The organism is Streptomyces rugosispiralis, from assembly GCF_024505145.1.
Taxonomy (GTDB): Bacteria; Actinomycetota; Actinomycetes; order Streptomycetales; family Streptomycetaceae; genus Streptomyces; species Streptomyces rugosispiralis.
In genome coordinates this window covers 1-12,360 of the sequence record NZ_JANIAA010000052.1, presented here as the reverse complement: position 1 = coordinate 12,360, position 12,360 = coordinate 1, and the positions used below count along the sequence as shown (strand labels likewise).

The window sequence follows — 12,360 nt, the reverse complement described above, 5'->3', positions numbered from 1 at the left end:
ACCTACCCTCGTCGGTTGCCTATGCGCGGGCGCTCTCACCGGTCTCGCTGTCGGCCGCCTCGGCCGCGGACTGCTGTTTGGGGATCCCGGCACCTTCACCCGTCGGGTTCTCCTTCCCGCTCCGCGCGGCCTCAGCCCCATCGGCGGTCCCGGACTCGGTCTCCGACGCCAGGGCGTCGGCCGTGGCCTCGGCGTCCCGCACGGACGGTGCCTCTTCGGACGAACGGCTCGCCTCCTTCGAAGCACGACGAAACCTGGAAAACACGCCCATATCTACTCCATACCTTACTCGTGTGGGCGAAACTCGCGTGGGCGAAATCCCCTGCCGCCCGGAGTGCCCCCTTGTGCGGTGCGCGGCGACTGTGCGGCGCGCGGCGGCCGATTCACCGAACCGGCCCTCGGAACCTCGCAACAGGCAACGAACCCGGCGGCGCCCCGTCACGTCGCTCATTCGAGGAGCCCCCGGGGCATTTGCGAGACTGGCCCGGTGAATACTGCAGGCCATCCGCCGCGAGTCATCGCCGTCGTCGGCCCCACGGCGGCCGGAAAGTCCGATCTGGGCGTCGCACTCGCCAGACACCTCGACGGCGAGGTCGTCAACGCCGACTCCATGCAGCTGTACCGGGGCATGGACATCGGCACCGCCAAGCTGACGGAGGACGAGCGACAGGGGGTGCCGCACCGGCTGCTGGACATCTGGGACGTCACCCAGACCGCCAGCGTCGCCGAGTACCAGCGGCTGGCCCGCGCCGAGATGGACCGCCTGCTCGCCGAGGGCCGCACCCCCGTCCTGGTCGGCGGCTCCGGCCTCTACATCCGCGGGGCCATCGACGCCCTCGAGTTCCCGGGCACCGACCCCGCCGTCCGGGCCCGGCTCGAGGCCGAACTGGAGGAGCGGGGCTCCGGGGCGCTGCACGCCCGGCTCGCCGACGCCGATCCCGAGGCGGCGCGTGCGATCCTGCCCAGCAACGGCCGCAGGGTGGTCCGGGCGCTGGAGGTCATCGAGATCACCGGCCGCCCGTTCACCGCCAATCTGCCGGGGCACGAGGCGGTCTACGACACGCTCCAGATCGGCGTCGACGTCGAGCGGCCAGAACTGGATGAGCGGATCACCCTGCGGGTGGACCGGATGTGGGACGCCGGGCTGGTTGCGGAGGTCCGCCGGCTGGAGGACGCCGGGCTGCGCTCCGGCCGTACCGCCTCCCGCGCGCTGGGCTATCAGCAAGTGCTCTCCGCGCTCGCGGGGCAGTGCGCCGAGGAGGAGGCGAGGGCCGAAACCGTGCGCGCCACCAAGCGGTTCGCACGCCGTCAGGACTCCTGGTTCCGCCGCGATCCCAGGGTCCACTGGCTCAGCGGAGCCGCCGACCGCAGAGGGGAACTCCTGGCGAGCGCGCTCGCGTTGGTTGAACGGTCGGTCACAGCCTGATCACGTCATGGCATCGGGAAGCTCAGCTCGTCATTCGGGCCCCGGCGGGCATGCCATCATCAAGCTCCGATCGTGCCGTGGTGTCTGGAGTTGGGAGGGCGTGTGGCGATGGAGGCCGGCCCTCGCGACGCATCGCAGCAATCGCCGCACGGAGACGCGCGGCCGCTGACCCCGGACGGCCCCGATGAGGCCGGAGGGCTCCACGAACCCGGCGCGCCGGTCCTCGAGGACGGCTCCGAGGGCGAGGTCGGCGCGGGCTCGGTCTCCGGGGAGTCCTTCCGGGAGCTGCGCCCGCCACGCCGGCTGCGGATCTGGCAGATCGCACCGATCGTCGCCCTCGCCATCCTCGGCTCGCTGATGTTCGCCTTCCCGCTCGCCTTCGAGTTCGGCGACGGAGGGGCGGTCGTGGCCATGCTCGGCCTGCTGCTGAGCTGCTGTGCGGCGGGCTGGGGCCTGATGGCCGCCCGCCGGGTGGGCTACACCTGGCCGGGCCTGCCCCCCAGAGGCTCCGGACGCCGTCCGGACTGGCGCTTCGTCGTGCTCTATGTGGTGATCGTGGCGCTGCTGGCCGCCCTCACCTTCTGGCGGGTGGCCCGCCTCCGCTAGGCCCTCCGTCCAGTGGGCCCCGGGCGCCCCGGGCACCGGGGGACGGCCCGCGCGGCGCCCCGTAGGATCGAGGAATGAGCACCGCACCACGGCTGGCCTTCCTGAAGGGGCACGGCACCGAGAACGACTTCGTCATCGTCCCCGACCTGGACGGCCGTCTGGAGCTGTCCGCGGCCACCGTCGCCCGGATCTGCGACCGCCGCGCCGGTATCGGCGGTGACGGCCTGATCCGCGTCGTGCGGTCCTCGGCGCACCCCGAGGCGCGGGCCATGGCCGACCAGGCCGAATGGTTCATGGACTACCGCAACAGCGACGGCAGCATCGCCGAGATGTGCGGCAACGGAGTCCGTGTCTTCGCCCGGTACCTTCAGCGCGCCGGGCTGGTCGAGGCGGGAGATCTCGCCATCGCCACCAGGGCCGGGGTGCGCCGGGCCCACATCGCCAAGGACGCAGGTGACGCCGCCCGGCCGGGCGAGGCCACCGCCGGGCCCGACGGCCCGATCACCGTGGTGATGGGCGAGGCCACACTGCCCGAGCCCGGCCCCGAAGGGGAGATCACGGTCACGGTCGGTGACCAGAGCTGGTCCGCGCGCAACGTGAACATGGGCAATCCGCACGCGGTCGCCTTCGTCGACGACCTCGCCCAGGCCGGTGATCTGTTCGCGGCCCCCGCCGTGCGCCCCGCCGCCGCGTACCCGAATGGCACCAATGTCGAATTCGTCGTCGACCGCGGCCCGCGCCATGTCGCGATGCGCGTGCATGAGCGCGGCTCCGGTGAGACCCGCTCCTGCGGCACCGGCGCCTGCGCCGTGATGGTCGCCGCCGCCCGCCGTGACGGGGCCGATCCGGCCGTCACCGGCCACCCCGTCACGTACACCGTGGACGTTCCCGGAGGGCGGCTTGTCATCAGCGAACGGCCGGACGGTACGGTGGAGATGACCGGCCCTGCCGTGATCGTGGCCGAGGGGGAGATCGATCCCTCTTGGCTGGGCACGGACCTCGGCTGACACTTCCCTCGAATGGGTGATCCGTTTCACTCTGGGCGAGAGCCGGTCGGCCGTGCGTGATGGGCTCGATAGCATCAAGCACCGGCCCCCGGGGGAGTACCCACGCCGGTTGACGCTCGACGCCGCCGGAGGTGCCCATGAGCGCAGAGGCCACCGACCAGGCCCCGTTCGGCCGCAGGCGCGGCCTCCCCCGCATCGATCTGCGCAATCTCCGCAGGTTCAGCCGGGCCGCCCTGCTGGGGTCCGCCTCCCGCGGCCGGCTGCCGGACGCGATCGAGCATGTGGCCAAGGTCCATCGCGCCCACCACCCCGGAGCCGATCTGGATGTGCTCCGCAAGGCGTATGTGCTGGCCGAGTCCTCCCACCGCGGTCAGATGCGCAAGAGCGGGGAGCCGTACATCACCCATCCGCTGGCCGTCACGCTGATCCTCGCCGAACTGGGCGCCGAGACCACGACGTTGACCGCCTCGCTGCTCCACGACACCGTCGAGGACACCGATGTGACCCTCGATCAGGTGGGCGAGCAGTTCGGCGAGGAGGTCCGCTATCTGGTCGACGGCGTGACCAAGTTGGAGAAGGTCGACTACGGCGCGGCGGCCGAGCCCGAGACCTTCCGCAAGATGCTCGTCGCCACCGGCAACGACGTCCGGGTGATGTCGATCAAACTCGCCGACCGGCTGCACAATATGCGCACCCTCGGCGTGATGCGCCCCGAGAAACAGGCGCGCATCGCCAAGGTCACCCGCGATGTGCTGATCCCGCTCGCCGAGCGGCTCGGGGTGCAGGCGCTCAAGACCGAGCTCGAGGACCTGGTCTTCGCCATCCTCCACCCCGACGAGTACGCGCGGACCCGCGAGCTTCTCCAGGCCCACGCCGGCCGCCCCGACCCGCTGGCCCAGGCCGCCGAGGACGTACGGGGCGTGCTGCACGAGGCGGGCATCACCGCCGAAGCCCTGGTCCGGCCGCGGCACTTCGTCTCCGTCTACCGGGCCGGGCTCAAGCGCGGCGAGCTGACCGGCACCGACCTCGGCCGCCTTCTCGTCCTCGTCTCCGACGACGCGGACTGCTACGCGGTCCTCGGCGAACTGCACACCTGCTTCACCCCGGTGATCTCGGAGTTCAAGGACTTCATCGCGGTCCCCAAGTTCAACCTCTACCAGTCGCTGCACACGGCCGTGGCCGGGCGCGACGGCGAGGTCACCGAAGTCCTCATCCGCACCCACCAGATGCACCGGGTCGCGGAGGCCGGAGTGATCGCCCTCGGCAATCCGTACGCCCCGCCGGAGGGCGCCGACGCCCCCGAGGGCGAGCGGGCCGACCCCACCCGCCCCGGCTGGCTGTCCCGGCTGCTCGACTGGCAGAGCGCCACCCCCGACCCCGACATCTTCTGGACCTCGCTCCGCGACGACCTCGCCCAGGATCGGGAGATCACCGTCTTCCGCTCCGACGGCGGGACGATCGGCCTGCCCGCGGGCGCGAGCTGTGTGGACGCCGCGTACGCCCTCTACGGCGACGACGCGCACTCCTGTATCGGCGCCCGGGTCAACGGCCGGATCGCGACCCTGAGCACGGTGCTGCGCGACGGCGACACCCTGCAGCTGCTGATGGCGAGCGACACCCGGGACACCGCCTCCCACGGCCCCTCGCCGGAGTGGCTCGACCACGCCCGTACCCCGGCCGCCCGGATCGCCATCAACCGCTGGCTGGCCGCCCATCCGGCGTCGCCGCAGGAGCACCGGGGGGCCGCCGAGGAGCCGGAGTCCGCCGCCGAGCCCACCGGCCAGGACGGCCAGGACGGGCGGGACGGCCAGGAGACGCAGAAGGCCCCGGACACCCAGGACGCGCAGGCCACGCGGGGCTCGCAGGCTTCGGAGGGCGGCCAGACCGTCGCCCCCGCGTCGCCCGGTGCCGGCCGCCCCGCGGCGGGCATCGTCGTCGACCTGCCCGGCGTGACCGTACGGCTCGCCCGCTGTTGCACCCCCGTGCCGCCCGACGCGATCACCGGCTTCGCGGTCCGCGGCGGGGCCGTCACCGTGCACCGGGAGCGGTGCCCCGGAGTGGCGCGGATGACCTCGGCCGGGCGCACGGCCGTCGGAGTGCGCTGGGCGGACGAGGACGACGGGGACGGGGGCGGCGACTATCGCGTGACCCTCTTCGCGGAGGCGTTCAGCAGGCCGCATCTGCTCGCGGACCTCACCGAGGCCATCGCCGCCGAGGGCGCGGAGGTGGTGGCGGCCGCCGTCGAACCGCCGCGTGAGCAGCGGGTCCGGCACACCTACACGCTCCAGCTGCCCGACGCGGGCAGGCTGCCGACGCTGATGCGGGCCATGCGGAACGTCCCGGGGGTCTACGACGTGACGCGCGAGGGCCGCAGCGTGGCCGCGGCACACTGACGGGCGGTCATGCTCCTGAGCGGCCCGCTCCTGACCTCCGTTGGGGTCGCCTGAACTCCTTCGGGTGGATCAAGGCCGGGAGCGACTGCGCGGGAGCCGGGGCGCTGGTAGCCGTAGGGCATGACGCTTTCTTCGGGGCGCCGCCCCTGGCCGCCGCGCACCGGGCGCCGCAGGACCGCTCCGGTGGCCGCCGCCATGGCCGCCGTCTTCCTCGCGGTCGGCCCCTCCTCCGCCGCGGGACCGGTGTCCCCCGGGCATCCGAGTCCCCTGGGCATCGGCGACCCCCTCTTCCCGCAGCTCGGGAACCCCGGGTACGACGTCACGGCGTACGACATCGCGTTCGCCTATCACCGTCAGGACCGGCCACTCGACGCCGTCACCACCATCGACGCCCGCGCGACCGCCCCGCTGCGCACCGTCAACCTCGACTTCGCCCAGGGCGTCGTGGAGTCGGTGCGGGTCGACGGAGCGCGGGCCCGGTTCGCGACGGCAGGTGAGGACCTGGTGATCACCCCGTCCGCTCCCCTCCGTAAGGGCGCCGCCTTCCGGATCACCGTCCGCCACACCAGCGATCCGCAGAGCGGCACGAACGGCGGCTGGGTCCGCACCAGCGACGGGCTGGCCATGGCCAACCAGGCCAACGCCGCCCACCGGGTCTTCCCATGCAACGACCACCCCGCCGACAAGGCCCGCTTCACCTTCAGGATCACCGCTCCGAAGAGCCTTACGGTCGTCGCGGGCGGTCTGCCCGGACAGCGCGTCCGCAAGGGACCGCGCACCACCTGGACGTACCGCCTCGCCCATCCCATGGCCACCGAGTTGGCGCAGGTCTCCATCGGCCGCTCCGCCGTGCCGCGCCGCACCGGGCCGCATGGGCTGCCGGTGCGCGACGTCGTCCCCGCGGCGGACCGCGCACGGCTGGAGAAGTGGCTCGCGCGCACCCCCGGGCAGCTGGCCTGGATGGAGAAGAAGGCCGGGCGCTACCCCTTCGAGACCTATGGCGTGCTGATCGCCCATGCCACCACCGGCTTCGAGCTGGAGACCCAGACGCTCTCCCTCTTCGAGCGCGATCTGTTCACCAGCGGTCGGCTGCCCCGGTGGTACATCGAGTCGATCATGGTGCATGAGCTGGCGCACCAGTGGTTCGGCGACAGCGTCAGCCCGCGCCGCTGGTCCGATCTGTGGCTCAACGAGGGCCACGCCACCTGGTACGAGGCCCTGTACGCCGATGAGCGCGGTAAGGCGAGCCTGGAGCGGCGGATGCGCAAGGCGTACGGGCAGTCCGACGCCTGGCGGGCCGAGGGAGGGCCGCCCGCGGCCCCCGAGGCGGCCGACCCCGGCCAGCCGATCGGCATCTTCCGCCCGGTGGTCTACGACGGCAGCGCGCTGGTGCTGTACGCGCTGCGGCAGCGGATCGGCCGGGCCGCCTTCGAGCGGCTGGAGCGGCAATGGGTGCTCCGCCACCGCGACGGTGTGGCCTCGACCGCCGACTTCGTCCGGCTGGCCTCCACGGTGGCGGGGCGCGATCTGAGCGGATTCCTCCATCCATGGCTGTACGGCAGAAAGACGCCGCCGATGCCAGGACACGCCGACTGGAAGCAGACGGATAAGGAGACCACGAAGGGCGCCGCGCTGCCCGGCGCACGGGCGGGGCGGCACGCGGTACGTTACGCGGTGCCATGGGCCGTGAAACCCGGGTGACGACCCGCCCGCCGCGTGCGACCATCAAGGGGTCGGCGTCCGCGGCCGGTCCCGGTGGGGGAATCCCACGGGCCCGCCACGCGTTGTCGACAGTGACGGTATTCCACGACGTAAGGATTCCTTTGACCCACTCCTCTTCCCTTCCGCAGGACCGGCAGCGCCTCGCCGAGAGCCTTCGGGCCGACGCCCTGATGGAAGAGGACGTCGCCTGGAGTCACGAGATCGACGAGGAGCGTGACGGCGACCAGTACGACCGCTCCGACCGTGCCGCGCTGCGGCGTGTGGTGGGGCTGTCCACCGAGCTCGAGGACGTCACCGAGGTCGAGTACCGGCAGCTGCGCCTGGAGCGCGTGGTGCTGGTCGGCGTATGGACCTCCGGCACGGTGCGGGACGCGGAGAACTCCCTGGCGGAGCTCGCCGCCCTCGCCGAGACCGCCGGCGCCCTGGTGCTCGACGGTGTGATCCAGCGGCGCAACAAGCCGGATCCCGCCACCTACATCGGCTCCGGCAAGGCCGAGGAACTGCGTGACATCGTGGTCGAGTCCGGTGCCGACACCGTGGTCTGCGACGGTGAGCTGAGCCCCGGACAGCTGATCCACCTCGAGGACGTCGTCAAGGTCAAGGTGGTCGACCGGACCGCCCTGATCCTCGACATCTTCGCCCAGCACGCCAAGTCCCGAGAGGGCAAGGCGCAGGTCTCGCTCGCCCAGATGCAGTACATGCTGCCGCGGCTGCGAGGCTGGGGTCAGTCGCTGTCCCGCCAGATGGGTGGCGGTGGCTCCGGATCCTCGGGCGGCGGTATGGCCACCCGTGGTCCCGGTGAGACCAAGATCGAGACCGACCGGCGCCGCATCCGCGAGAAGATGGCGAAGATGCGCCGCGAGATCGCCGAGATGAAGACCGGCCGCGACATCAAGCGGCAGGAGCGGCGGCGCCACAAGGTCCCCTCGGTCGCCATCGCCGGATACACCAACGCGGGCAAGTCCTCGCTGCTCAACCGGCTCACCGGTGCCGGTGTCCTGGTGGAGAACGCGCTGTTCGCCACCCTCGACCCGACCGTGCGCCGGGCCGAGACCCCCAGCGGGCGGCTCTACACGCTGGCGGACACCGTCGGGTTCGTCCGGCATCTGCCGCACCACCTGGTGGAGGCGTTCCGCTCCACGATGGAGGAGGTCGGCGACGCCGATCTGATCCTCCATGTGGTGGACGGTTCGCATCCGACGCCGGAGGAGCAGCTGGCCGCCGTGCGCGAGGTGATCCGCGATGTGGGCGCGGTCGACGTGCCCGAGATCGTCGTGATCAACAAGGCGGACATGGCCGATCCGCTCGTCGTGCAGCGGCTGCTGCGCATGGAGCGGCGCGCCATGGCGGTGTCGGCCCGCAGCGGGCTGGGCATCGACGAGCTGCTCGCGGTGATCGACGAGGAGCTGCCCCGGCCCCAGGTCGAGATCGAGGTGCTGCTGCCGTACACCCACGGCAAGCTCGTCGCGCGCACCCACGCCGAGGGCGAGGTGCTTTCCGAGGAGCACACCCCCGAGGGCACGCTGCTCAAGGCGCGCGTGCACGAGGAGCTCGCGGCGGAGCTGCGGCGCTTCATCCCGGCCGCGGCCGCCGGACAGCGCTAGCCACGACAGCCGCATCGCGTCGGCTACGACAGCCATACGACGAGGGCCCGCCCCCGGAAATCCGGGGGCGGGCCCTCGTCGTGGGACGGTCGGCCGTCTGACGGCTACCGGCTCAGCCGGTCACTGGCTCGCGAACTTCTTGCTGACCGCGCTGTAGACGCCCTTCGCCTCGGGGCCCAGGTGCGGGCCCGCCAGCCAGGTCGCGTCGGACGGGCCGATCGAGGTGTTGGACACCAGCGCCGGCTTGCCGTCCGCGCCGTCGGCGACCCAGCCACCGCCGGAGGAGCCGGCGGTCATGGTGCAGCCGATGCGGTACATCGTCGGCTGCTTGGCGTCCAGGGAGAGCCGGCCCGGCTTGTCCGCGCACTGGTTCATCTTCTGGCCGTCGAACGGCGGGGCGGCGGGGTAGCCGGTGGCCGTGATCTCGTCGATGGACTTCACCGCCGGGGCGTTGAAGTCGACCGGCAGCGCGCCGCCCACCGTCTCCTCGAGCGACTTTCCGCCGCTGACCTCCGGCTTCACATGCATCACCGCGAAGTCGTACGGAGCGCCCTTACCGCCCACGGCCGCGCCGTTGTCGATCCACTGCGAGGAGGTCTGCGCCCAGTCGGCCCACCAGACGCCCTTGGGAGCCAGCTCCTCCTTGGTGGCGTTCTCCAGCTCCGCCTGCGACTTGCCCGCGTCGTTGTAGGCGGGCACGAACATCAGGTTCTTGTACCAGCCGCCGCCCTTGCCCGCGTGGACGCAGTGGCCCGCCGTCCACACCAGGTTGGACTTGCCGGGGTGCGCCGGGTCCTCGACCACCGTCGCGGAGCAGACCATCGAGCCCTCGGGGCCGTCGAAGAAGACCTTGCCCGCGTAGGGGACGTTGGAGCTGTACGGGCTGGCGACCTCCTTGGCCGGGACGGGCTGCGGGTCGGGGTCGGTCACACCCTGGTCGTCCGCGATGTCGCTGTCGTCCACCGGCTTGTCGGGCTCCTGCGCGTCGCGCATCCGGTCCGGCTTCCACAGGCCCTTGATGATCGGGTTGATGAAGTCACCGGCCTCGCGCAGCCAGTCGTCCTTGTCCCACTTGTTCCAGGCACCGTTCTTCCACTGGTCCAGATCGATGCCGAGGTTCTTCAACTTGTCGTTGAGGTTGTCAGGCAGCTTGATGTCGCCCACACCCTGCTGCTCCGACGACGTGGTCGGCTTGGCGTCGGTGTTGTCGTCCGAGGAGCCGCACGCGGTGGCGGTGAGCGCCAGAACCGAGGCTATGGCGGCCACGGCCAGTGCGGGTCGGCGTTTGGATGGCATGGGCGGGACTCCCCCTGAGTTCTGAGCTGCTCTACGGCCTGTGTGGAATTGTCATGCACCGCCCCGGCAATGGGGTGGCATCCCACTATGCCGGTGCCGCCTACGACGGCTGCGAGCGGGTCCTTGGTTCCCGGCCGTAAGGATCTTCGCCCAGCCCGTGATCCAGAGCGCCACGCGTCGTTGGTACGTACGGGGGACAGCCGGAGGGTGTTCAGCAGCAGGAGGACCGAGACGCGTGGCCGTGACCCAGCTCCCGCCGATGGCCCTGGCCGCCGTCTCCGACGATGGCGGCGCCGCCCAGGGGATCTTGCGGCGTCAGGCGCTGCGTGAGTCCGCCGCCCGCATCTACGCCCGGGCGCTGCCCATCGTTCCGGTGCGCGCCCGGGGGATGACGGTCGAAGGGGCCGACGGCCGCCGCTATCTCGACTGCCTGTCCGGGGCCGGGGCGCTGGCCCTGGGGCACAACCACCCGGTGGCGTTGGACGCGATCCGGGCCGTCCTGGACGCGGAGGCACCGCTGCAGGTCCTGGACCTGGCCACACCGGTCAAGGACGCCTTCACGGACGAGCTGTTCGCCACCCTGCCGCCCGGACTCGCCGCCCGCGCGCGGGTGCAATTCTGCGGACCGGCGGGCACGGACGCGGTCGAGGCCGCGCTCAAACTGGTGCGGACTGCCACCGGGCGCGACGGCCTGCTCGCCTTTTCCGGGGCCTACCACGGCATGACGGCCGGGGCCCTGGCCGCCTCCGGCGGCGCCCCGTCGTCCGGTGTGACCCGGCTGCCCTTCCCGTACGACTACCGCTGCCCCTTCGGCGTGGGCGGGGAGCACGGCGCCGAACTCTCCGCGCGCTGGACCGAGAAGCTGCTCGACGACCCGAAGGGCGGGGCGCCCGACCCGGCCGGGATGATCCTCGAACCCGTACAGGGCGAGGGCGGGGTGATCCCAGCCCCGGACGGCTGGCTGCGCCGGATGCGCGACATCACCGCGGCTCGCTCCATCCCGCTCATCGCGGACGAGGTCCAGACCGGCGTCGGGCGCACCGGGGCCTTCTGGGCGGTCGACCACAGCGGGGTGGTGCCCGATGTGATGGTGCTGTCGAAGGCCATCGGCGGTGGCCTGCCGCTGGCCGTCGTGGTCTACCGCGAGGAGCTCGACGTCTGGCCCCCCGGCGCCCATGCGGGCACCTTCCGCGGCAATCAACTGGCCATGGCCGCCGGCGCCGCGACCCTCGCCTACGTCCGCGAGAACAACCTCGCCGAACGCGCGGCAACAGTCGGCGCCCGGATGCTGGACCGGCTACGCCAATTCGCCACCGGACGCCGGTGGATCGGAGACGTACGCGGCCGCGGCCTCATGATCGGCTTGGAACTGGTGGACCCGGAGGCTGGGCCCGCGGGGGAGGCCGGGAACGCAGCGCCGGTCGAGCACGCTGAAGTCGGGCACCCCGAGGTCGGGCACGCCGACGGAGCGGAGTATGCCGCGGGGGCCGGGCACCCCGAGGGAGCCGGGCACGCCGCGGGGGCCGGGTACGCGACGAACACCGACCGCGAGGGAACCCCGGGCCGCGCATCCCCGTACCAGGCACCCTCGACCGAGGCGGCCCCCTGCGAGATGACTTCGCGCGAGGAAGCCCGGTGGGTGGGCGCCCAAGGCGGGGGCGCGGGCGGGGCGTTGGATGGGGGAGCGTCGTACGCCGGTGCCACGCGTACGGGGGCTCCGCCCGCCGATCCCGCGCTCGCGGCGGCCGTTCAGCAGGAGTGCCTGCGGCGCGGGCTCATCGTCGAACTCGGCGGGCGCCACAGCGCGGTGATCCGCCTTCTTCCTCCCCTCACCATCACCGATGAGCAGGCAGAGGCCGTCCTGGACCGGCTCACCGACGCCCTGGACGCGGCGATCCACACCGCCGGAACTCGCTCCCGCGAACTTCCCGCCGGAACTCGCTCCCGCGAACTCCCTCCCACCGCTGCCCCATTCGCCCCGCCATTCACCGGAGACCACCGGTGACGCGTCCCGCACCGTACGACCGCACCGCCATCGCACCACCGAAGGAGGCAGGCGCCGGGCCCAGGACATGAACGCCGTGACGCCCGCGCCGCACACCCACCATGCCGCATACCCCCGGGGGAGCCCCCTTGTCTCCCCAACCGCAGCCCGTGCCCGGCGCCCTGACCGACCCCGACGACTCCGCCCGCCCCCGCCCCCCCCCCCCCCCCCCCCCCCCCCCCCCCCCCCCCCCCCCCCCCCCCCCCGCCCCACCCCCCCCCCCCCCCCCCCCCCCCCCCCCCCCCCCCCGCGGCCCCCCCCC

The 12,360-nt window shown here is 72.5% G+C and carries 9 protein-coding genes; 7 read left to right on the top strand and 2 right to left on the bottom strand.

Going from position 1 to position 12,360, the window contains the following annotated elements; translation table 11 throughout:
* Positions 1 to 19: 19 nt before the first annotated feature.
* Positions 20 to 202, bottom strand: coding sequence for a gliding motility protein (locus NP777_RS42015; protein ID WP_256655461.1), 183 nt, complete (start codon positions 200 to 202; stop codon positions 20 to 22).
* Positions 203 to 487: 285 nt separating this feature from the next.
* Here NP777_RS42015 and miaA point away from each other — a divergent pair, with 285 nt between their 5' ends.
* From miaA to hflX, 6 genes are all read left to right on the top strand, one after another.
* The gene (gene miaA, locus NP777_RS42010; RefSeq protein WP_256655460.1) at positions 488 to 1,426 is read left to right on the top strand and encodes a tRNA (adenosine(37)-N6)-dimethylallyltransferase MiaA; all 939 of its coding nucleotides are present in this window, start codon (positions 488 to 490) and stop codon (positions 1,424 to 1,426) included.
* 108 nt (positions 1,427 to 1,534) lie between these two features.
* Entirely contained in the window at positions 1,535 to 2,032 is a 498-nt protein-coding gene (locus NP777_RS42005; RefSeq protein ID WP_256655459.1) for a hypothetical protein, read from the top strand.
* 74 nt (positions 2,033 to 2,106) lie between these two features.
* Entirely contained in the window at positions 2,107 to 3,039 is a 933-nt protein-coding gene (gene dapF / locus NP777_RS42000) for a diaminopimelate epimerase (protein ID WP_256655458.1), read from the top strand.
* A gap of 137 nt (positions 3,040 to 3,176) precedes the next feature.
* Positions 3,177 to 5,432: a RelA/SpoT family protein gene (locus NP777_RS41995; protein WP_256655457.1), complete on the top strand. Its 2,256-nt coding sequence runs from the start codon at positions 3,177 to 3,179 to the stop codon at positions 5,430 to 5,432.
* A 120-nt stretch (positions 5,433 to 5,552) separates the two neighbouring features.
* A complete protein-coding gene (locus NP777_RS41990) occupies positions 5,553 to 7,133 on the top strand; it encodes a M1 family metallopeptidase (RefSeq protein WP_256655456.1) in 1,581 nt (526 codons plus the stop codon).
* Positions 7,134 to 7,255: 122 nt separating this feature from the next.
* Positions 7,256 to 8,758: a GTPase HflX gene (hflX, locus tag NP777_RS41985; protein WP_256655455.1), complete on the top strand. Its 1,503-nt coding sequence runs from the start codon at positions 7,256 to 7,258 to the stop codon at positions 8,756 to 8,758.
* Between the two features lie 120 nt (positions 8,759 to 8,878).
* Here the strand turns inward: hflX and NP777_RS41980 are convergent, their stop codons facing one another.
* Positions 8,879 to 10,054, bottom strand: coding sequence for a trypsin-like serine peptidase (locus NP777_RS41980; RefSeq protein WP_256655454.1), 1,176 nt, complete (start codon positions 10,052 to 10,054; stop codon positions 8,879 to 8,881).
* 259 nt (positions 10,055 to 10,313) lie between these two features.
* On the opposite strand from NP777_RS41980, the gene NP777_RS41975 reads away from it, so the two are divergent.
* Positions 10,314 to 12,059 carry a diaminobutyrate--2-oxoglutarate transaminase family protein gene (locus NP777_RS41975; RefSeq protein WP_256655492.1) on the top strand — a complete coding sequence of 582 codons (1,746 nt, stop codon included), beginning with the start codon at positions 10,314 to 10,316 and terminating at the stop codon, positions 12,057 to 12,059.
* Positions 12,060 to 12,360: the final 301 nt, after the last annotated feature.